The following is a 20,266-nucleotide window of genomic DNA, read 5'->3' as shown; positions in this document are numbered from 1 at the left end:
TGGATGCTACCGATATGGCGGAATTTCCTCTTATGCTAAGTTGGCCAGGGGATATAACCAATGATTATCGGAACGGCAAGATGCGCTTCAAACTCAGGCAGATGGAGGTCTTTCGGGCGGTGATGCTGACCGGGTCGATGAACGGGGCGGCCAAGCTGCTGTTCGTGTCGCAACCCGCCGTCAGCCGGTTGATCGCCCACACGGAACAAAGCCTGGGCCTGACCTTGTTTGACCGGGACAAGGGCAAACTGACGCCCACGCCCGAAGCGCATCGGCTGTTCGAAGAGGTGGGCCCGTTGTTCGAAGAGGCGTTGCGCATCGACGACTTCGCCCGGGATCTGGCGGCGCGGCCGGAAGGGGCGCTGACGCTTTGCTCCAGCCCCAGCCTGGGGCTGAATTTCCTGCCGCCCGTCATGGCGCGCTATCTGGAACGCTATCCGAATGTACGCCTGAAATATCACACGACGCTGCTGGCGGACATGGCGCACGAGCTCTTGGGGCGCAAGGCGGAGTTGGCGGTATCGGTGCTGCCCATCGACCACCCCAATCTGATCGTCGAACCGTTCGCCACCGGAAAAATGGTTTGCATCCTGCCTGCGGGCCATCCATTGGCGGGCCAGGCGGATGTGGGGCTGGCCGAATTGGCCGCGTACCGGCTGGTGCTGTACAGCCGCAACATCCCGTTCGGCCAATTGGTGGCGGCGGCATTCCAACGGGCGGGCGTGTCCTGGACGGCGTCAGTCGATATCGTGCGCGCCGAACTGGCGTGCGCGCTGGTACGGGCCGGCGCGGGCGTGGCAATCGTGGACCAGTTCTCGGTAGGGCAGGAGGGGTGGCCCGGCCTGGAAGTGCGGCCGCTGCGCGAATCGATTCCACTGGCATTGAGCCTGGTGCGCTCCCGCTTCGATGCCCCCAGCCGCCACGCGCAGCGTTTCGTGCGCATATTGAAGGAGTGTGCGGCAACGTGAGGGCGACGCCCAGCGTCGTGGCGGATCGTTGAAATACAATGGCGGCGTCAATAATTTCGAAGTGCTGATGTACTACGCGTGGGCTTCGCATCTACCGGATCAACCTCGTGAAAGGCCTGCGCGGCGTGTGGCTGCGGGTGCACCGCTGGCTGGCGCTCAGCGCCGGCTGGGTCCTGATTTTCTCGGGGCTGTCCGGTGCGGCGCTTGTCGTCACGCCGGCGCTGGACCGGTGGGCGAATCCGCAGCTGTTCCAGGCCCGTTCCGACCTGGCCCCCGGCCAGGCGGGCGTCGCGCTGGAGTCCGTGCTGCAGTCGGCCAGAAAGGAATTCGGCGACGGCGCGAACCTAGTGTTCCGGCCCGCCCGCGTTCCCGGCGAAACGCTTGAAGTCCGGGTGCGCGCCGCCTGGCGCGGCACCCTATACCTGGACCCCGTCACCGGCGTCGAACAAGGCCGGCGCGGTGAAACCGAGGGGGCGGCGAATGTGCTGTTCAAACTGCATAGCGCGCTTTACCTGGACGGCACCGGCAAGGCCATCCTGGCGTGGGTGGCGCTGACCTACCTGTTCTTGCTGATCACGGGTTTGATCCTGTGGTGGCCACGGCACTGGTCAAAAGGCTGGAACATGGCGCTGGACCGCGGCCTGCTGCGTTCGCTGTTCGACCTGCACCGCGTCGGCGGCGCTACGCTGGGCCTGCTGATCGCCGTATCGGTGGCCACCGGCGCGTATATGGCATGGCGCCCGCTGGGCCAGGCCGTAACCTGGTTAAGCGGCGCCACGCCGGTCAAGGCGCCGGCATTGCCCGCGATCAACGCCAAGGGTGCCGGGCAAGTCGCCACCCTTGCGCCTGCGCTGACGCTGGACGAATTGGCCGCGAAGGCCGTGGCGCAATTCCAGGAACCCGCGCCCATCGGGTACATCGTGGTACCGCCGCATGCCGCCGCGCCCACGCGTTTCCGCATGATGCTGGCCGACGATCCGCATCCCAACGGCATGACCTCCGTCTGGATAGATCCCCGCACCGCCGACGTCCTGGCGGTGCAGCGCTGGAACGCGCTGGATCCGGGCGTCCGGGCGACGGTCGTGATCTATCCCTTGCATACCGGCGGGCTGGGCGGCGTCGCGCTGGAAACCGCCGTGGCGCTCGGCGGGCTGTCGCTGGCCGGCCTGGGAATCAGCGGCGTGTGGCTATGGTGGCGCAGGCGCTCCATCAAGCAAGCGGCCGCCGCGAAGGCGCGCGCCGGTTGACGCCCGACACGGCAAGGCCCGGCGGGTGACGCCTTGCCCCGCGCGGGAATACTATTTGCTGATCACTTCCCGGTCTAGAGGAGCTGATCATGGCAACACGAACCATCTGGAAGGGGGCCATCTCCTTCGGTCTGGTCCATATCCCCGTCGGCCTGCACACGGCAACCACGGAGTCCGGGGTGGACTTCGATTGGCTGGACAAGCGTTCCATGGATCCAGTCGGGTACAAGCGCATCAACAAGCGCACCGGCAAGGAAATCGATAAGGACAATATCGTCAAGGGCGTGGAATATGAAGACGGCCAGTACGTCATCATTTCACCGGAAGAGATTGCCGAGGCCTATCCCCGCACCACGCAAACCATTGAAATACAACAGTTCGTGGACGCGGCGGATGTCTCGTTCGTGTATCTGGAACGGCCTTACTACGTGGCGCCCATCAACAAGGGCCAGAAGGTCTACGCATTGCTGCGCGACACCTTGGCAAAGACGGGCAAGATCGGCATTGCCAAGGTCGTCATCCAGACCAAGCAGCATCTGGCGGCGCTGATTCCGTCCGGCGACGCGCTGGTGCTGGACTTGATGCGGTGGGGCGACGACGTCAAGCCGCAAGACGAACTGGACCTGCCCAAGTCCGGCGCCCGAGCCACGGCGCCAAGCGCCAGCGAACTGAAGATGGCCAAGATGCTGGTGGAAGACATGTCCGGCAAGTGGGACCCGGCGCTGTACAAGGACGAGTTCAAGGCCGCCGTGATGGACCTGGTGGCCAGGAAGGTGAAGGCGGGCAAGACCGAAACCGTCTTTGAGCCGCAAGAGGAAACTCCTGCTTATGCGGACAACGTGATCGACCTGACGGAGTTGCTGCAACGCAGCTTGAAGGGAAACAGGAAGGCGCCCGCGGCGGCGAAAAAGGCCGCGTCCGGCAAGGCCCCTGCAAAGAAAGCTGCGGAAAAAAAGGCCCCGGCAAAGGCGGCGAAAACGGCCAAGGCCACCAAGGCGGCGCGCGCCCGCAAGGCGGCGTGACATGGCGGACACCCTTAAGACCTATCGGAAGAAGCGCGACTTCACCGTCACGCCAGAACCCGCCGAAGGCGGCGAAGCCAACGAACAGGCCCGGGCCTTCGTCATCCAGAAACACTGGGCAAGCCGGCTGCACTATGACTTTCGGCTGGAGCTGGACGGGGCGATGAAGAGCTGGGCGGTGCCCAAGGGCCCCAGCTACGATCCCAGCGTCAAGCGCATGGCGGTGCAGGTAGAGGACCACCCCATTGCGTACAACCAGTTTGAAGGCCAGATCCCGGCGGGACAGTATGGCGCCGGCAAGGTCATCATCTGGGACGAAGGCCGCTGGATGCCGGTTGGGGATGCGCGCAAGGGCTACCGGGAAGGGCACCTGAAATTCGACTTGCAGGGCAGAAAGATGCAAGGCCGATGGGCGCTGGTGCGGATGAAGGGCAAGGCGTCCGACAAGCAGCCCCCCTGGCTGCTGATCAAAGACAAGGATGAGTTTGCAAGGTCCGAACGCGATTTCAGCGTCGTGGATGAAATGCCCGACAGCGTCGTGCCTCTGCGCGACAAGCAAGCCGCAAAACGCGCGCCAGCCAAGCCCACACCGAAGGAAGCGCCACTGCCGGGGCAAGCGGCCGAATTGCCCGCGTCGCTGACGCCTCAGTTGGCCACGCTGGCGGACGGCATGCCGTCCGACTCGGCGGACTGGCTTTACGAATTGAAGTTCGACGGCTACCGGTTGCTGGCACGGCTGGACGGCGACAGGGTCAGCCTTCATACCCGCAACGGGCACGACTGGAGCACGAAACTGCCGCATCTGGTCAAGGCCTTTGGCCGGTTGCCGGCGAAATGCGCCTGGGTGGACGGCGAGGTCGTCGTGCTGGACAAGCACGGCGTGCCCGATTTCCAGGCGCTGCAGAACGCCTTCGACGGCGATGCGACCAGCGGCATCGTGTTCTATGCGTTCGACCTGCCGTTCATCGGGGGACGAGATCTGCGCCGGGAACCGTTGCGCGTGCGCCGGGCCTTGCTGGCACAGTTGATGGCGACGGCCGACGACGATCGCCTGCGCTTTAGCGAAACGTTCGAACAGGCGCCGTCCGACCTGGTCGCGTCCGCCTGCAAGATGGGGCTGGAAGGCATCATCGCCAAACGCCAGTCCGCGCCCTACGTGGCGCGCCGGTCCGATACCTGGCTGAAGATCAAGTGCGGCCGCCGGCAGGAATTCGTCATCGTGGGCTATACCGCGCCGCAAGGCGCCCGCGCTGGGCTGGGAGCCCTGTTGCTGGCCGTCCACGAGGACGACGGGGCATTGCGTTACGCCGGCAAGGTGGGCACCGGGTTCGACAACGAAGGATTGATTTCGCTTCAGGAAACGCTCGCCCGCATCGAGACCGACGATAAACCGGTGACAGGCGGGCAGGGCAAGGGCGTGCGGTGGGTAAAGCCGCAATTGATCGCCGAAGTGTCGTTCTCCGGCTGGACCACCGGCGGCCACATCCGCCATTCGGTCTTCCGGGGCTTGCGCGCCGACAAGCCAGCGCGCGACATCACACGCGAAAAGGCAGTGCAGGCGCCTCGCGCCTCGGCTGCGGCCGACCGCTCCAAGGCGGCTGCGACACAGACCAAGGCCATCCCGGGCGCGCCCAAGGCCGCCGGCAAGATCGGCAGGCTGACCCACCCCGAGCGTGTCATCGACCCGTCGACAGGCTTGACCAAGCTGGACCTGGCGCGCTATTACGGCCTGATCGCGCCGCTATTGCTGGAACACCTGACGGGACGCCCCGTGTCGTTCCTGCGCGCGCCGGGCGGGATCCAGGGGGAGTTGTTCTTCCAGAAGCACCTGGAAGCCGCGATGCCCGGCGTCAAGCCCTTGCCCGCCCGCCTGGACCCCGGCCATCCGCCGTTGCTGGAAGTGCCGACGCCCCAGGCCATCATGTCCGCCGTGCAGATGAACGTGGTGGAATTCCACACCTGGAACGCCGTCAAGACGGCCATCGGTAAACCGGACCGCATGTTGTTCGACCTGGATCCGGGGGAAGGCGTGGCATGGCCGACCCTGCAGCAGGCGGCCCAGCTGGTACAGACGATGCTGAGCGAGATCGGCCTGACGACCTGGCTGAAAACCAGCGGCGGCAAGGGACTGCATGTGGTGGTTCCGCTACGACGGCAACATGATTGGGACACCGTCAAGGCGTTCTCACAGACGATCGTCGCGCATCTGGCGGCTACGCTGCCGCAGATCTTCGTAGCCAAGAGCGGCCCGAAAAACCGGGTCGGCAAGGTATTCGTGGACTATCTGCGCAACGGCTTCGGCGCCACGACGGTCGCCGCCTGGTCGGCCCGGGCGCGCCCGGGGCTGGGGGTCTCGGTGCCCGTGGCATGGGAAGAACTGGCGAAACTGAGCAGCGGTGCGCACTGGACCATCGCCAATATCCATTCCCGGCTAGACGCGGGCAACACGCCCTGGGAGGGGTATGCGGCCCAGGCCATCGGACCGGCCATGGCAGCAATGGACTTCAAACCCGGCAAGTAAGCGGTTGCCGCGAGTGTGGACCCGTTTTGCATGATTCTGTATGCTGCTTTGCAGACCGATAGCGGGCGGGATCTTCAACGATGAAAAGAAAAGTCAGCTTGTTCACGGTGCTCATCGCCCTGGCGGTGTTAAGCGTGGCGATCGGCTTTTTCAACGCCCTCTACGCCGGCTATCAGGTGCAGAAGGCGCAGGTCGTCAAGAATTCCCTGGCCTCCAATGTGGCCTATGCGGAAAAACTGGCCGAGTTCATCAATCTATATATCGACGCGCTGCATCGCCAACTGAAGACCAGCGCCGGCCGCCTGCCCGACGCCGGCGATACCCCGCAGGCACTCACGGCCGAGTTGTCCCGCGTCGCAGCCCAGGCGCAAGGCGTTTCCGCCGTGCTGCTCGCGGATGCCGCCGGCGTCATCATCGCCCGTTCCGACCAGGCGCCCGCGCAACTGTCTGGTTTCAACACGCTGGCCGAACTCGGCATGAAAGAACGACGCCCGGCGGACTGGGTCGTGCCGTGTTGCCAGCACGACGGCCAACGGGCCGCGCTGATGCTGGTGGAGCCGGTGCCTGGCAAGGACGGCGCGCCGGGCGGTTTCGTCGCGGCGGTCGTGGTCCTGGAACGCGGCAGCCGGCTGGACCGGCTGATTGGTGAACACCCTTATGACGACGGCGCGGCCGTCTACCTGGTCAACGTGCAGGGCGGGGTGCTGTACAGCCACGGCGCGGGCGGTCCGGACGAAAGCGTGTTGAGCCTGGTCAAGGCGGATGTGTCACCCACATCCGGGCCGGGTTCGGCGCAAGTCCGCGACGCGTCGGGCCATCCGGTGCTGGCGGGCTACGCGCCCATCACGAAAGGAAAATGGGCGGTTGTCATCCAACGGCCGCTGGAACAGGCCTTGTCGCCCTTGAAGACGTTATTGGCAGAGTCCTTGCGCTTTGCCGTTCCCGCCGTGATCGTCACGCTGATACTGGTGTGCGGGCTGGCTTACGCCATCGCCCGACCCTTGGCCCGACTGACAAGCGCCATGGGCAGCCCCGAAGCGGTCGACCGGCAAGGCCCGCGGGCCAGTCTGCTGAAAACCTGGTATTTCGAAGCCGATAAGCTGCGCGAGGCGCTGATCGCCACGCTGGCGCAGCACCGAAACGAAGTCGGACGCCTGAACACCCAGACCATGACCGACCCGATGACCGGCCTGATGAACCGGCGCGCCCTTGAACTGCGATTCGAGGAACTGGCGGCCGCTGGCACGCCGTTCGCGGTCATCGCGCTGGACCTGGACCATTTCAAGCAAGTCAACGACGTGTATGGGCACCCGGTTGGCGACAAGGTCTTGATCTTGTTGGCAAAAACCCTGCGCGACAGCGTTCGGCAACAGGACAGGCCGTTCCGCGTAGGCGGCGAGGAATTCATCGTGGTCGTGCCGGCCCCGTCCCCGGACGTCGCCCTGCACACCGCCGAGCGCATTCGCGCCGACGTGGCCCGAAAAGCGATGCCGGACGGCGTCGGGCATGTGACGATATCGGTCGGTATCGCATTGTGGCCACAGCATGGAAAATCCCCCGAAGCTGTTGTCAAATGCGCGGACCAGGCCTTGTATGCCTCTAAATCAGGCGGACGCAACCGCGTCACGCTCTGGGGGGAGGGCCTGCCGTCCTAGTTGGCTTCCCGCTTTTGTTCGAATGTCTGTTCCGCTTTTCCAACGTGTCCGACCAACAAAGACCAGGCGTAGGGTGGCAATGTGAACTATTCATTTGTATTGGCAGGCTCGGCGGTCGTCTTCTTCTTTCTGTTGTTGGGGGCCATCCGGTTCGGACGGCGAATAGGCTTGCGTGGTGGTGGGGAAGATAAGGGCACGGCCGGTTCCGCCGCCATCGAAGCCTCTGTTTTCGCGTTGCTGGGCCTGTTGATCGCATTCACGTTTTCGGGGGCGGCGCAACGGATGGCGGACCGCCGGAACCTGCTCGTCACCGAGGTCAACGCCATCGGCACGGCCTGGCTGCGCATCGATCTGCTGAACGCTCCCGACCAGCCGGCATTGCGCGACCAATTCCGCCGCTACGTGGACGAGCGCGTCAACTATTACAAGCACGTCGCCGACCTGGATCAGCGCGACGCCATCGCGGCAAAAGTCGGCGCCATCCAGAACGAAATCTGGAAGACCTCGATTGCGGCCGGCAGGAACACCGTGCCGCCGTTCGCCGCGTCGTATATTGCTTCAGTCAACGACATGTTCGACGTGTCCACCGCGCAGACCGTGGCGCAGAAGGTCCACCCGCCCGTTGTCACCTATGCGTTCCTGGGATTCCTGGCGCTGGTCTGCGCCTGCCTGATCGGCTTGAACCTGGCTGGCGCCAAGCACGACACCGTGTTCCACCAGATTATCTACGCGCTGGTCATGACGGCGGCCCTCTACATCATTGTCGACTTCGAGTTCCCCCGCATCGGCGCGATCCGTATCGACCAAAGCGACGCGTTGTTGCTGTCGCAGCGCCAGGCCATGGGGAGCGCCGCGGCGGGCGCCGTGAAGTAGCGAAGCGGAGAAACGGCATGGCGAACCGAAAAACAAGGGTGTCGAGCAGGGCGGCCAGACGGATATCGGCGTGGCTGATTGCAACGCAGGCGTGCGTGGCAGGTGGGGCTGCCACCGCGCAACCGACCATCCGGTTGACGCAGGACGATCTGCAGAAGCGCGCCAACGGGGTCTTAGCGCTGATGTCGTTTTCGATCGTTCCGGACATCACGACCAGCGCACTGTCGATTGGCGGGGGTGGCGGCACGACGGGATCGACCGAGTTCTACATGACGCAGTTGGGCGGCGGCGACACGATTTCCAAATCGGTGCCCATCTATCTGGAAGGCGTCCTGGCCGGCAGCCGCTACGACCCGACGTTCGTCGCCTCGCAAGGCCTGGAGACCCGCAAGATCCCCACCAAGTGGAATAGCGTCTCCGCGACCGGGGGGATCGGTTGGGACTTCAAGCTTACCGATGAACTGAAGTTGCGCCCCATTTTCAACGTTGCCCTGGGCAACGTCACCAGCGACCTGCGTGCCGCCAGCTGGTACGTTGGCCGTCAGACCGGGCAAGACGTGACTTTCCTGGACAAGGGTTCGCTGAACGCTTATGGCCTCGGCGGATCGCTGATGCTGGATTACGAGCACTACCGGCCCGGCTACGAAGTGGATGTGGAGCTGCGCTATTCCGATATTCGACTGAAGAGCTTTGCCAGTTCGGCCGCCGTTCAGGGCAACGCCATCGCGCAGTCCGCGAACCTGTGGGCGCGCTACCGGGCTCCCACGGGCTTGACGATGCTGCAACGGCCGCTGCGCTACGTGCTGGAATTGACCCATTCCGAATTCCTGGGCGACCAGCGCGGCGTGCTGGGCTTTGACCGCCTGACCTCGCTGGGCGCGGGCCTGGAACTGGATTCCAGCGCCTACAACGTGTTCATCACCCGGACCCGGTTGGTCGGCCGGTATGTCTTCGGCCAGAATGTGTCGGGCTTTTCCGTCGGCCTGGCGGTCAGCTTCTGACGCTTTCCTGCGGGGGCGTGTCGCCCAGCAGCCGGCTGATGGCTTGCGCCTCGCGGCGCACGGCCAACCCCACGCGGCCGTCGGGCGATGCGTCGAAGCCGCCGGTGGCGCCCAACGCGGTCAGCACGGCGCATGGCCGGCCGGCGTAGCTGTAGATCGGCGCGGATACGGCGCTGATGCCTCGCAGATTCGTGTCGCGCACGACGGCGCAGCCTGCCGCCAGCACCGCGCGCCGCAGGGTGCCGATCGGGTCGGCGGCATCCAGCATCGCCCGCTGTTCGGGTGTGGCTGCGTCCAGATCGGCTTGGGCAAGCGCGCGGACCGCGTGCTCGTCCAGGGTCGCCAGCAGGACTTGGCCGGTAGCCGACCACAGCATCGGCAACACCGAGCCCACGCGCACGTTGACCGTGACGGGCAGCCCCGGCTCTTCAAAACGCACGATGGTGGGGCCCTTGTTGCCCATCACCGCGACGAAGCAGGTCACTTCCAGTTCTTCGCGCAGGCGGACCAACGACGCTTCGGCCAGGCGAATGGGATCCGCCTGCCGCATGGCCGCCAGGCCCAGTAGCAGCGTTTCCAGCCCCAGGAAATACTGCTGGGTGGCGGCGTCCTGGCCGACCAGGCCGCCTTCCATCAGGCTGACCAGGTAGCGGTGCACCTTGGCGGGACTCTCGCCGATCCGGGCCGCGATCAGGCTCAGGCCCGCGCGGCCGCCAAGATGGCCCAGGGCTTTCAGCACGGCCATGCTGGTTTCGGCCGCCTGCACGCGCTGGCGGCGTTCGCGGGGACGCGGGAGTTCGGTAACGGTCATGGGCGCAGTCGGGTAGGGGAGAGCCAGAGGTTAAACCCGGTTTATCAGATTACGCAATGCGTATATGATTTACGCATAAAACCTATGACACCCGGAGTGCAGACATGTCCCAACCCGCCCAAACCCCGTCCGGCTGTCCGGTCCACGCTGCTGCGGCCGTCGACGGCTGCCCGATGCATGTCAGTGAGCGCGCCGCCGAGTTCGATCCCTTCGGCGACGGCTACCAACAGGACCCGCCGGAATACGTGCGCTGGGCGCGCGAACAGGAACCCGTCTTCTACAGCCCGAAACTCGGCTACTGGGTGGTGACCCGCTACGAAGACATCAAGGCGATCTTTCGCGACAACCTCACATTCAGCCCGTCCATCGCGCTGGAGAAAATCACGCCGACCGGGCCGGAAGCGAACGCCGTGCTGGCGTCTTACGGCTACGCGATGAACCGCACGCTGGTCAACGAAGACGAGCCCGCCCACATGCCTCGGCGGCGAGTGCTGATGGAGCCTTTCACGCCCGAAGCCCTGAAGCACCACGAACCCATGGTGCGGCGCCTGACCCGGGAATACGTCGACCGCTTCATTGACGACGGCAGCGCCGACCTGGTCGACCAGTTGCTTTGGGAAGTTCCGCTGACGGTGGCGCTGCATTTCCTGGGCATCCCCGAAGAGGACATGGACCTGTTGCGCCGCTATTCGATCGCGCACACGGTCAATACCTGGGGCCGGCCCAAGCCGGAAGAACAAGTGGCCGTGGCCCACGCCGTCGGCAATTTCTGGCAATTGGCCGGCAAGATCCTGGACAAGATGCGCCAGGATCCGGACCAGCCCGGCTGGATGCAATACGGCATCCGCAAACAGCGCGACTACCCGGACGTCGTGACCGACTCCTACCTGCATTCGATGATGATGGCGGGCATCGTGGCCGCGCACGAAACCACGGCCAACGCCTCGGCAAACGCCATCAAGCTGCTGCTGCAGCATCCCGACGCCTGGCGCGAGCTATGCGAAGACCCGTCCCTGATCCCGAACGCGGTCGAGGAATGCCTGCGGCATAACGGCTCGGTGGCCGCCTGGCGGCGGCTGGCCATGCGCGACACCACCATTGCCGGCACGCCGATCCCGGCCGGGGCAAAGCTCTTGATCGTCAGTGCGTCCGCCAACCATGACGAACGCCAGTTCGCGGACGCCGATCTGTTCGACATCCGGCGCGACAACGCCAGCGATCAGCTCACATTCGGGTATGGCGCCCACCAATGCATGGGCAAGAATCTGGCGCGCATGGAAATGCAGATCTTCCTGGAAGAGCTGACGCGCCGCGTGCCGCACCTGCGCCTGTCGCCGCAGCAGTTCACTTACGTGCCCAATACCTCGTTTCGCGGACCGGAGCATCTGCAGGTGGAATGGGACCCGGCGCGGAACCCCGAACGCCGCCAGCCCGGCCTGCTGGAACAGCGCCAGCCGGTGCGCATCGGCGAGCCCTCCGCCCATGCCAGCGCGCGCAACCTGGTGGTTGAACGGGTGGAGCCCACCGCCCGCGGCATCCTCATGCTGACGCTGGCGTCTCCCGACGGCAAGGCGCTTCCCCGCTGGGCACCGGGCGCGCATATCGACATTGAATGCGGCGATACCGGCCTGTCGCGCCAATACTCGCTTTGTGGCGACCCTTCGGATACCAGCCGCCTGCGCATCGCCGTGCTGCGCGAAGCCGACGGCCGCGGCGGCTCTGCCTGGGTCCATGACCACGTCAAGCCCGGACAGCGCCTGCGCGTCCGCGGCCCGCGCAACCACTTCCGGCTGGACGAAGGCGCAGCCAAGGCGATCCTGATCGCCGGCGGCATCGGCATTACCCCGATCAGCGCCATGGCGCGACGCGCGCGGGAACTCGGCATGGACTACGAACTGCATTACAGCGGCCGGACCCGCGCCGGCATGGCGTTGCTTGACGAGCTGGCGGCCCTGCATGGCGACCGGCTGCACCTATATGCCAGCGACGAAGGCAGGCGCAACGACTTCGGCGCGCTGCTGGCGCAACCGGACCCCAACACCCAAATCTACGCCTGTGGGCCTGCGCGCTTGCTGGACGCCCTGCAACAAGCCAGCGCGCATTGGCCGCAGGACGCGCTGCGGGTAGAGCATTTCCATTCCACGCTGGGCACGCTGGACCCCGACCGCGAGCATGCCTTCGAGGCGGAGCTGAAAGATTCCGGATTGGTGGTCACCGTGCGTCCCGACCAGACGCTGCTGGCCGCGCTTCGCGCCGCCAATATCGACGTGCAAAGCGATTGCGAGGAGGGCCTGTGCGGGTCCTGCGAGGTCAGCGTGCTGGCCGGCGATATCGATCACCGCGACGTGGTGCTGACCCGCGCCGAACGCGAGGCCAATCGAAAAATGATGAGCTGTTGTTCGCGCGCCTGCGGCCAGCGCATCGTGCTGGCGCTTTGACGCGCCGGCAGACGGTCAGGCCGACTTGCTACCGGGCGTCGGCCAGGGCGCGCTGCACCGCCGGCCGCTCGGCCACACGCGCCAGGTAGGCCGCCAGCTTCGGAAACTGCGCCATGTCGACACCATCGCCATCCAGCCAGCTGCCGATGGTGAACAGATAGCCATCGGCCACGCTATAGTCGTTGCCCGCCACCCACGGGCCCGCGATCAGCCCCTCCAGGTACGCGGCGCAGGCCGTCATTGTCTGCGGAACCTTCTGGCGCATGGCTTCGTGCGCGGCGGGATCATCGGCCCATCGCGCGCCCCGTCGCTTGTGCGCGTGCGCAACATGGGCGGTCGCCGCCAGATAGCTCGTCAACTCCTGCATCCGCGCGAACGCGAAGGGGTCGTTCAGCGGCGCCAATCCGGCTTCAGGAAAACGTTGCGCCACGAAGGCGAGCAGGGCGGGGGTTTCGGTCAGCACGCCGTGCTCGGTCGCCAGCGCGGGCACCCGGCCTTTGGGATTCACGCGCAAGTACTCGGGGCTTTGCTGCTGCCCCGCGGCAAAATCCAGCTTGATCAAATCGAAGTCGGCGCCTGCCTCATGCAGCGCGATGTGGGTCGCCAGCGCGCAAGTGCCAGGGGCGGAGTAGAAAGTCCAACGGGCCATGATCGTCCTCTATCGGTTTGGGCGGCAAGCGGTCGGACCAATTCCAGGCCCGCAAGCTATTCACGATAGCAAACTCTTACTCGATTGGCGCATCGTTGGGCGTGGTGGCCAACAGCGCCCGGAGGACCTGCAGCCCCTGTTCAAGATCCTTCAGTGGGGCAGCGGAGAGCGCAAGACGCACGGCGTTCGGGGCGCGGCCCGGCGTGACGGCGAACGCGCCGGAAGACGTGATGGCGACGCCTTGCTGGGCGGCCGCGGCCGTAAACGCGTCGGCGCTCCAGGCTGGCGGCAATTCCAGCCACGCATGGAACGCGTCGGTGCGGGCGGGAACCCGCTCCGCACCCAGAATGCGGGCGGCCAGTGCCTGGCGCGCGCGGGCATCTTTGCGCTTCAGGCCGGCCACCCGGACGGCCGTCCCGTCGGCGATCCACGACATGACCAGGCGCACCGCCAAGGACGGTGCCATCCAGCCGCCCGCGCGCATGACGGCGGCAATGGCGTCCTTGACCGGGCGGGGCGCGGCCACGAAGCCGACGCCGATCCCCGGCGCCAATCGCTTCTGCATGCTGTTGACGTAAACCACACGGTCGGGCGCATACGCCGCCAGTGGCGTCGCGTCCGACAGGAACGCGAACGCGGCATCTTCAATGCAGTACAGGCCGGCAGCCTCCAGCCAGTGCCCCAATGCCTGCCTGCGTTCAGGCGTCATCGATATACCCAACGGATTATGAAGCGTCGGTTGGATGTAGATCGCGGCAAGGGGCTTTGCGGCATGCGTCCTGGCCAAGGCCTCAAGGTCGATCCCCTGGTCGTCGATCTGGATGGGGACAAGCTGAAGTCCAAGCCGGGCGGCGATACGGATCATCGACGGATAGGTCAAGGGCTCGACGCCCAGTCGGTCGCCCGGTTGACACAGGGCGGCCAAGGCGCAGGCAATGGCCTGGCGCCCGCCGCCTGCAAAGAGGATGCCCGCCGGGTCCGGCGTCCAGCGCGAAGTCGCCAGGAAATGGGCGACCGCCGGGCCGGCCCCGTCCGGGCCGAACGGACTTGCCGCGCATAACGCCTCCCACAGCGCCGCTGGCCCGGCCAACGAATGCAGGGCGGGAGCCATCAAGGCGGCTTGTTCCAGCGACGACGAGATGGCCAATTGCAGGTCGATGGGGGCATCGGCAGCTTCGCTGATGCGAACGGCGCGCAAGGTTTCCGGCGCACGAACGAAGGTGCCGCGCCCGACTTCACCCGTGACGAGGCCACGGCGCGTCAACTCGGCGTAGACGCGGCTTGCCGTCGAGGCCGCGATTCCCCAGTTGTCGGCGAAAGTTCTTTGCGGCGGCAGGCGCGAACCGGCTGCAAGCTTGCCCGACGCGATTTCCGCCGCAACGGCGTCGGCGATGGCATGGAAGTCCGGCATCTTTATTGCTCCGAGTGCAATGTTTACATTGCATCGACATATCGTCCGTGCAATTCTTGGTATGGAAGATAACACCGGACCCCGTATGTCGCGTACCAATACTCCCGACTTTGCCTTGAGCTCCCTGCCAGCGTACGGCGATGTGCAGGCCGCCGCCGGCCGCATCAGCCGCTATTGCACCGAGACACCGCTGCTGGAATCGCCTTTTCTCAACCAGAAATACGGCGGGCGGCTGCTGGTCAAGGCCGAAAATCTTCAGGTGACGGGCTCGTTCAAGCTGCGTGGCGCCGCCAATCGGGTGGGCGCGCTTACCGATGACGAGCGGCGGCGCGGCATCGTGGCGCGTTCCTCCGGCAACCACGGTCTGGCGGTGGCCTATTGCGCGGGCCTGATGGGCACGTCGGCAGTGGTCGTCGTACCCGACACGGCGCCGGCGGCCAAGACGGAGCGTATCGCCGCGTATGGCGCCCGCGTGGTGACCGTGCCGATGAAAGACCTTGCCGCCGTGGCGGCCGACATCACGACACGCGAAGGCCGGGTACTTGTGCCTCCGGCGGACGACTTCTGGGTCGTGTCGGGCGCAGGCACGGTTGCGTTGGAAATGGTCGCGCAAGCGGCCAGGCTGAATGCGCGTATCGATGTCCTGCTGACCTGCTGTTCTGGTGGTGGATTGACGGCTGGGTGCCTGCTGGGCCTGGGCGAAACTTCGCCCGCCACCGAGGTCTATGCCGTGGAGGCCGTGGGTTTCGAGAAGATGGCGAATTCGCTTGCCGCAGGGCGGTGCATCGATCTGGCGCCAGGCAGCCATTCGATCTGCGACGCGATCAGCGGGCTCTACATGGCCAGGCTGCCGTTCGAGATCATCAGGCGGCGTCTGGCGGGCACGTTCGCCGTGACCGATGACGAGGCCAAGGCCGCCATGCGCGTCGCCATCAGCGAGTTCGGCTTGGCGATTGAGCCCGGCGCGGCGGTCGCGCTGGCCGCAGTACTGTCGCGGAAGATTCCGCTGCACGGCCGAACCTTCGCCGTCACGCTATCCGGGCGCAACGCCGATCTTGACCTGACCGCGGCCGCGCTGCGCCAAGTCTGAATACACCAGGAAATCTCGACCATGTTCAGCCACGTAACGGTGGGCAGCCGCGATCTTGATCGGGCTGGCGCCTTCTATGATGCCGTTCTTCAACCTTTGGGCCTGGTACGGCGCCCGGTCGCACCCGACGGCGGGCCCGCGTCGCTGTGCTGGATTGTGCCGGGCGCAGCGTTGCCGCGCTTCTATGTCTATGTGCCGTTCGACGGCAAAGCGGCTCGCGCCGGCAACGGCAGCATGGTGGCATTTCAGGCGCCGACCCCGGCGGCCGTGGACGCCGCCTACGCGGCAGGCATCGCGGCACAGGGCGCCGATTGCGGGAAGCCCGGCCCGCGGCCGCATTACGGCGCGGACTATTACGGCGCATACCTCCGCGATCCCGACGGCAATAAGGTGCATGTGGTGTGCCGCGGCGACGTCCAGCACCGCGGCGCGACGGATAGCTTGAAGATGCAGGTTCGCTACAAAGCCTGGGCAAATGGCCTGACATTCAACGCCGTCATGCAGTTGCCGGACGGCGAGGCCCTGCGCCCCAGACCCACCCGGTTTGGAAACATGGTCCACACCTTGAACCACGTCTATGTCATCGACGATATCTTCAAGCATCACCTTCTAGGCAAGCCGCACGGCTATACGTCTCGCAACACAGACCATACGCCCGCCGTGATGGACCTATGGAACGCTGTCCAGGATATGGACCGCTGGTACATCGCGCTGGTCGACGGGTGGCGGGGCGAGGACTTGGCCAAACCGGTGCATTTCACGTTTGTCGGCGGCGGGGAAGGCGTCATGACACAGGAAGAAATTGTGCTGCATGTGGTTAACCATGGCACCTACCACCGTGGATTCGTGGGCGACATGATGTATCAGGTGCCGGCTATGCCGCCGTCCAACGATCTGCCCGTATTCATCAGGGACCACCATAGAAAAGGGATGTGAACGCCGTGGTCCGTCGGGGCGCTAGAACTTCCGCGGAATGCTCATGCGCGAATGGTCGGGCTCGCGATAGCCTTGCGGCTTTTGGCGCTTGGGCAGCTTGACCTTCGCCATGGGAAGCGCCTTATACGGAATGCTCTGGAGGATATGGCTGATGATGTTCAGCCGCACGCGCTTCTTGTTGTTCGAATCGGCGACAAACCAGGGCGCATACTCCGTGTCCGTCGCCGCGAACATATCGTCGCGCGCGCGGGAATAGTCATACCAATGGCTGTAGGAATCCAAATCCAGCTTCGAGAGTTTCCAGATCTTGCGTTCGTCGTGGATTCGAGCTTGAAGCCGGCGCGTTTGCTCGGCCTCGCTGACTTCAAGCCAATACTTAAGCAGGATCACACCCGATTCGATGATGGCCCGCTCGACCAGCGGCACCGCTTTCAAGAAGGATTTCACCTGTTCCTTGGTGCAAAAGCCCAACACGCGCTCTACACCGGCGCGGTTGTACCAACTGCGGTCGAAAATGACGATTTCGCCGGCGGCGGGCAAGTGGGGAAGGTAGCGTTGCACGTACATCTGGGTCTTCTCCCGATCCGTCGGTGACGGCAGCGCGACGACGCGGAACACACGTGGGCTGACGCGCTCGGTCATGGCCTTGATCGTTCCCCCTTTGCCGGCGCCATCGCGCCCTTCGAACAGGATGCAAACCTTGGCGCCGGAATCGACGACCCACCGCTGAAGCTTGACGAGCTCGACGTGCAGACGCGCCAATTCCCGTTCATAGTCTTTCGCTGACAGCCGTTCATTTACGGGCGCGCCGCCGTCTTGCGCTGTTTGCGTTTCTCCATTCTTGGCCATCATTCCACTCCTTGATCTGCGTAGGCGAATCCGAGGGGCAATCGGTGCTAGCCGCTGGTCCACGCGGCGGTACTGGAATTGTGCGGCGCGACGCCATCGCAAGTCCATGATGATTCCGGCGAAAACCCGTCAGGATCGAGGTTCCTGCGGACCGCACCGATGCCGCGTTTCGGACGGTGTTTCAAGGAAGACGGCATGGTAGCGCGCTGCCGCATACGTGGAATAGGGGTAGCCATGGCGCAGGAAGCAGTCCGCCACCGTGGTTCGCCGGCCGGTGCTGTTTGACAGGTCCAGATAGACGTCATGCAGCTTGCGCAGGCAAAGGTAGTGCCCTGGCGCCATGCCGAAACAGGCTTGCGAAAAATCCCGCAGGCTCCGCAGGCTGATCCTCAAACCCTTGCATAGACCGTCTAGGTCCAGGGCTTGGCCTTGCTTGCGAAAGACCGTCAACGCGGCCTCGCATAACAGGGGCATCGGTGAACCGGGGCGCCCCTTGCCGCGGCGGCTTGGGGAGCGGCCCGCGATCAGGTCGGACAACCGTTGTTCCAGCAAACGGCGGCCGATCGCTGGCGGACAGGCGGGCGCCATCGACAGGAACGCAGCTTCTCGCAACGCGGCCAATTGCAAATGGTCTGCGCTGACGATGTCGGCCACGCGCGCCCATTGCCGCAGCGTCTGGGCCACGGCGCTGCCGCCCACGAACAGCTCGGAACAGACCGGCACCGCGATGGTGATCCATTCATTGGGCCCGGCGGCTCGAAAGACGAACCCCTTGCCGGGCGCAAGGACTCCCAGAGATCCTTGATTGAAAGGAACCCCGTTCAGCCAGGTGGGGCTGGGCGAGGGCTGGGACAGCAGCAACGTCAAATGCGAGGGCCAGCCGACGCCTTCGCACAGATTCGGCACGGCCGCGATACCCCGCTGGACATCGATACCGTCCACGTCCAGATGACCGATTTCCCAACCGCCGTCTCTGGATCCCAGAAGGAAAACCCGGGCGTCCGCATCGAATATCGCGTCCGCATACGCATCGAACGACTCGAATCGCTGAAGGTCCATTCGGCCCTCCGCAGGTGGGAGCTGACTAGATATTGCCGAAATTAGCATGGACTTACGGCGCGGTCACTGGTGAAAATGCCGTATGCGCGCTTCCGCGCAGGCATTCCGAAGCGAAGACCACCCCGACGACGTGCTGGACCATCAGCATCCCATTGGGAAGAGGGGGTTCGATATGTTTCTTGCCAATCCGCGACGCGGACTCGTCGTCATCCCGGCCATCGCGTCTACGCTGGCGCCGGTTACCGGCTACGCGGCAGGGGGCCACCTGGAAGACGCCATCGCCGATGTGCTCGTCTGGGTCGTGCTGGTCATGGTTCCCATTCTGGCCATCTGGATATTCTGGAAGCTGCACGTCTTGCCGGAAGTCATCGCCGAAAAGCGGCATCATCCCCAAGCCGAGGCGATCAAATCGCTTTGCCTGCTGTCCTTGGCGTTCGGGGGCATGCTCTGGCCCTTCGCCTGGTTGTGGGCGCATACGAAACCGATCGGATACCGGCTGGCTTACGGCAGAGACGTGCATGACGACCCGGAGATGAGCGTCAAGGAAGAGGCGCCCGCGCCATCGCCCCCAGCCGGCCGCACCGGGGAATGACATGCTAGAGCTCATTTGTGTCGTCTATGGGCTGCTGGTTTGGCTTGTCTTCATCAAACTGAAGCTGCTTCCCTGGAACATCCAGTCGCAGGTCGGGGTGGTTGCGGTGGGCGCGGCCGGCTTGGCGGCGCTTGTCCTGACGATCAACGTCGTCACGCCGTCGTCGACGGAATTGCGGGTCGTCAACTACGTCGTCGAAATCGTCCCCCGGGTGACGGGACGGGTGACGGAAATCGCGGTGGAGGGGAACCGGCCCATCAAAAAGGGCGACGTGCTGCTGCGCCTGGACGCCGAGCCCTATCAACTCAAGGTCAGGCAGCTGGAAGCCAAGCTGGTGGATGCCCAGGCTAGCCAGCAGTCCCTGGACCGGGACCTCGCGTCGGCGCAAGCGATGACGGCGGCCGCCTTGGCGCAAGTCGAACTCGCCCGCATGCGGCTTCGCCAAAGCACCGCCTTGGCGGCGCGCGGCGCCGGCAGCCAATATGACGTGCAGAGCTTCCAAAGCGAACTGAAGGTCCGGCTTGCGAACTGGGAGGCGGCGCGGGAAACGGAACGCAAGGTCCGGTTGAGCGTGGGGGCAGTGTTCGAAGGCGACCAAGTGGCCGTCGCGCAAGTCAAGGCCGAGCTGGATACGGCGAAATGGGAACTTGCGCAGACGACGCTATACGCGCCGGCCGACGGCTATGCGATCAACCTGCAAGCCCGGGTGGGGTCGTATGCGGCCGCAATACCGATACGCCCCATCATGTCGTTCGTCGAGACCACGCAACAGGTGATTGCGTTCTTCGACCAGAATCAGCTGACGAAAGTGAAGGCTGGCAACGAGGTGGAGGTGTCGCTGCGCACGGTGCCGGGGCACGTCTTCAAGGGCAAGGTGGATTCGATCGTCTGGGCGACCTCGCAGGGGCAGTTCCAGGCATCCGGGCTGCTGCCCGGCACGACCTCCGAGGGCGACCACGCCGCGCCGCCCATGCAGTACGCGGTACGCATTGATCTTGAGACGCCGCAAGACATGGCCTTGGCCATGGGCGCGCGCGGCAAGGCGGCCATCTACACCGACAGCCTGGGCGCGCTGCACATGGTTCGCAAAGTGATATTCCGCGTGTCCGCCAAGCTGGATTACCTGGTTCTCAAGCTTCACTGA

At 64.9% G+C, this 20,266-nt stretch carries 17 protein-coding genes and 1 pseudogene; 13 read left to right on the top strand and 5 right to left on the bottom strand.

Annotation, left to right across the window (positions count from 1 at the left end; translation table 11 throughout):
* Positions 1-80 precede the first annotated feature (80 nt).
* The 7 genes from CQ050_RS20180 (at position 81) to CQ050_RS20150 (ending at position 9,287) form a co-directional block, all read left to right on the top strand.
* Entirely contained in the window at positions 81-968 is an 888-nt protein-coding gene (locus tag CQ050_RS20180) for a LysR family transcriptional regulator (RefSeq protein WP_105558605.1), read from the top strand.
* 107 nt (positions 969-1,075) lie between these two features.
* Positions 1,076-2,215 carry a PepSY domain-containing protein gene (locus tag CQ050_RS20175; protein ID WP_105558604.1) on the top strand — a complete coding sequence of 380 codons (1,140 nt, stop codon included), beginning with the start codon at positions 1,076-1,078 and terminating at the stop codon, positions 2,213-2,215.
* 89 nt (positions 2,216-2,304) lie between these two features.
* The gene (locus tag CQ050_RS20170) at positions 2,305-3,237 is read left to right on the top strand and encodes a Ku protein (protein WP_105558603.1); all 933 of its coding nucleotides are present in this window, start codon (positions 2,305-2,307) and stop codon (positions 3,235-3,237) included.
* A gap of 1 nt (position 3,238) precedes the next feature.
* Entirely contained in the window at positions 3,239-5,758 is a 2,520-nt protein-coding gene (ligD, locus tag CQ050_RS20165; RefSeq protein WP_105558602.1) for a DNA ligase D, read from the top strand.
* An 80-nt stretch (positions 5,759-5,838) separates the two neighbouring features.
* Positions 5,839-7,413 carry a sensor domain-containing diguanylate cyclase gene (locus CQ050_RS20160; RefSeq protein WP_233214181.1) on the top strand — a complete coding sequence of 525 codons (1,575 nt, stop codon included), beginning with the start codon at positions 5,839-5,841 and terminating at the stop codon, positions 7,411-7,413.
* Between the two features lie 81 nt (positions 7,414-7,494).
* Positions 7,495-8,286 carry a hypothetical protein gene (locus CQ050_RS20155; RefSeq protein WP_105558601.1) on the top strand — a complete coding sequence of 264 codons (792 nt, stop codon included), beginning with the start codon at positions 7,495-7,497 and terminating at the stop codon, positions 8,284-8,286.
* 17 nt (positions 8,287-8,303) lie between these two features.
* Positions 8,304-9,287, top strand: a complete 984-nt coding sequence (locus CQ050_RS20150) for a hypothetical protein (protein ID WP_105558600.1) — start codon at positions 8,304-8,306, stop codon at positions 9,285-9,287.
* Here the strand turns inward: CQ050_RS20150 and CQ050_RS20145 are convergent.
* Positions 9,277-10,098 (bottom strand): IclR family transcriptional regulator, encoded by an 822-nt coding sequence (locus CQ050_RS20145; protein WP_105558599.1) that lies wholly within the window; start codon positions 10,096-10,098, stop codon positions 9,277-9,279. The two genes, CQ050_RS20150 and CQ050_RS20145, sit on opposite strands and share 11 nt — an antisense overlap.
* Positions 10,099-10,202: 104 nt before the next feature.
* On the opposite strand from CQ050_RS20145, the gene CQ050_RS20140 reads away from it, so the two are divergent.
* Complete coding sequence (locus CQ050_RS20140; RefSeq protein ID WP_105558598.1) at positions 10,203-12,536, top strand: cytochrome P450/oxidoreductase; 2,334 nt, start codon at positions 10,203-10,205, stop codon at positions 12,534-12,536.
* 28 nt (positions 12,537-12,564) lie between these two features.
* Here CQ050_RS20140 and CQ050_RS20135 read toward each other — a convergent pair whose 3' ends face one another.
* Both CQ050_RS20135 and CQ050_RS20130 read right to left on the bottom strand, forming a co-directional pair.
* Positions 12,565-13,185, bottom strand: coding sequence for a glutathione S-transferase family protein (locus CQ050_RS20135; RefSeq protein ID WP_105558597.1), 621 nt, complete (start codon positions 13,183-13,185; stop codon positions 12,565-12,567).
* Positions 13,186-13,261: 76 nt separating this feature from the next.
* Positions 13,262-14,596 (bottom strand): PLP-dependent aminotransferase family protein, encoded by a 1,335-nt coding sequence (locus tag CQ050_RS20130; protein ID WP_199196878.1) that lies wholly within the window; start codon positions 14,594-14,596, stop codon positions 13,262-13,264.
* Positions 14,597-14,681: 85 nt separating this feature from the next.
* Here CQ050_RS20130 and CQ050_RS20125 point away from each other — a divergent pair, with 85 nt between their 5' ends.
* The 3 genes and pseudogenes from CQ050_RS20125 (at position 14,682) to CQ050_RS20115 (ending at position 16,622) form a co-directional block, all read left to right on the top strand.
* Positions 14,682-15,686 (top strand): threonine/serine dehydratase, encoded by a 1,005-nt coding sequence (locus CQ050_RS20125; protein WP_105558596.1) that lies wholly within the window; start codon positions 14,682-14,684, stop codon positions 15,684-15,686.
* Positions 15,687-15,707: 21 nt separating this feature from the next.
* Positions 15,708-16,106: pseudogene (locus CQ050_RS20120) on the top strand (VOC family protein); the annotation flags it as partial.
* Positions 16,107-16,133: 27 nt separating this feature from the next.
* A complete protein-coding gene (locus tag CQ050_RS20115) occupies positions 16,134-16,622 on the top strand; it encodes a DinB family protein (RefSeq protein ID WP_105558683.1) in 489 nt (162 codons plus the stop codon).
* Between the two features lie 21 nt (positions 16,623-16,643).
* Here the strand turns inward: CQ050_RS20115 and ppk2 are convergent, their stop codons facing one another.
* Both ppk2 and CQ050_RS20105 read right to left on the bottom strand, forming a co-directional pair.
* Positions 16,644-17,474: a polyphosphate kinase 2 gene (gene ppk2 / locus CQ050_RS20110; protein WP_199196883.1), complete on the bottom strand. Its 831-nt coding sequence runs from the start codon at positions 17,472-17,474 to the stop codon at positions 16,644-16,646.
* A 126-nt stretch (positions 17,475-17,600) separates the two neighbouring features.
* The gene (locus CQ050_RS20105; RefSeq protein ID WP_158266073.1) at positions 17,601-18,530 is read right to left on the bottom strand and encodes a helix-turn-helix domain-containing protein; all 930 of its coding nucleotides are present in this window, start codon (positions 18,528-18,530) and stop codon (positions 17,601-17,603) included.
* A gap of 82 nt (positions 18,531-18,612) precedes the next feature.
* Between CQ050_RS20105 and CQ050_RS20100 the strand changes: the two genes are divergently transcribed.
* Together CQ050_RS20100 and CQ050_RS20095 are read left to right on the top strand one after the other, a co-directional pair.
* A complete protein-coding gene (locus CQ050_RS20100; RefSeq protein ID WP_233214179.1) occupies positions 18,613-19,122 on the top strand; it encodes a DUF3302 domain-containing protein in 510 nt (169 codons plus the stop codon).
* A gap of 1 nt (position 19,123) precedes the next feature.
* Positions 19,124-20,266: an HlyD family secretion protein gene (locus CQ050_RS20095; RefSeq protein WP_105558594.1), complete on the top strand. Its 1,143-nt coding sequence runs from the start codon at positions 19,124-19,126 to the stop codon at positions 20,264-20,266.

The organism is Achromobacter sp. MYb9, assembly GCF_002975275.1.
In the GTDB taxonomy this organism is placed as follows: domain Bacteria; phylum Pseudomonadota; class Gammaproteobacteria; order Burkholderiales; family Burkholderiaceae_B; genus Achromobacter.
The sequence above is the reverse complement of the archived record's forward strand: the minus strand, read 5'-3'. Positions and strand labels throughout refer to the sequence as shown.

Coding starts and splice junctions, on each gene's coding strand:
- ligD (WP_105558602.1), top strand. CDS start 3,239: ATGGCGGACACCCTTAAGACCTATCGGAAGAAGCGCGACTTCACCGTC.
- CQ050_RS20170 (WP_105558603.1), top strand. CDS start 2,305: ATGGCAACACGAACCATCTGGAAGGGGGCCATCTCCTTCGGTCTGGTC.
- ppk2 (WP_199196883.1), bottom strand. CDS start 17,474: ATGATGGCCAAGAATGGAGAAACGCAAACAGCGCAAGACGGCGGCGCG.
- CQ050_RS20130 (WP_199196878.1), bottom strand. CDS start 14,596: ATGCCGGACTTCCATGCCATCGCCGACGCCGTTGCGGCGGAAATCGCG.
- CQ050_RS20135 (WP_105558597.1), bottom strand. CDS start 13,185: ATGGCCCGTTGGACTTTCTACTCCGCCCCTGGCACTTGCGCGCTGGCG.
- CQ050_RS20140 (WP_105558598.1), top strand. CDS start 10,203: ATGTCCCAACCCGCCCAAACCCCGTCCGGCTGTCCGGTCCACGCTGCT.
- CQ050_RS20115 (WP_105558683.1), top strand. CDS start 16,134: ATGCAGGTTCGCTACAAAGCCTGGGCAAATGGCCTGACATTCAACGCC.
- CQ050_RS20105 (WP_158266073.1), bottom strand. CDS start 18,530: ATGGACCTTCAGCGATTCGAGTCGTTCGATGCGTATGCGGACGCGATA.
- CQ050_RS20160 (WP_233214181.1), top strand. CDS start 5,839: ATGAAAAGAAAAGTCAGCTTGTTCACGGTGCTCATCGCCCTGGCGGTG.
- CQ050_RS20125 (WP_105558596.1), top strand. CDS start 14,682: ATGTCGCGTACCAATACTCCCGACTTTGCCTTGAGCTCCCTGCCAGCG.
- CQ050_RS20180 (WP_105558605.1), top strand. CDS start 81: ATGCGCTTCAAACTCAGGCAGATGGAGGTCTTTCGGGCGGTGATGCTG.
- CQ050_RS20095 (WP_105558594.1), top strand. CDS start 19,124: ATGCTAGAGCTCATTTGTGTCGTCTATGGGCTGCTGGTTTGGCTTGTC.
- CQ050_RS20145 (WP_105558599.1), bottom strand. CDS start 10,098: ATGACCGTTACCGAACTCCCGCGTCCCCGCGAACGCCGCCAGCGCGTG.
- CQ050_RS20100 (WP_233214179.1), top strand. CDS start 18,613: ATGCGCGCTTCCGCGCAGGCATTCCGAAGCGAAGACCACCCCGACGAC.
- CQ050_RS20150 (WP_105558600.1), top strand. CDS start 8,304: ATGGCGAACCGAAAAACAAGGGTGTCGAGCAGGGCGGCCAGACGGATA.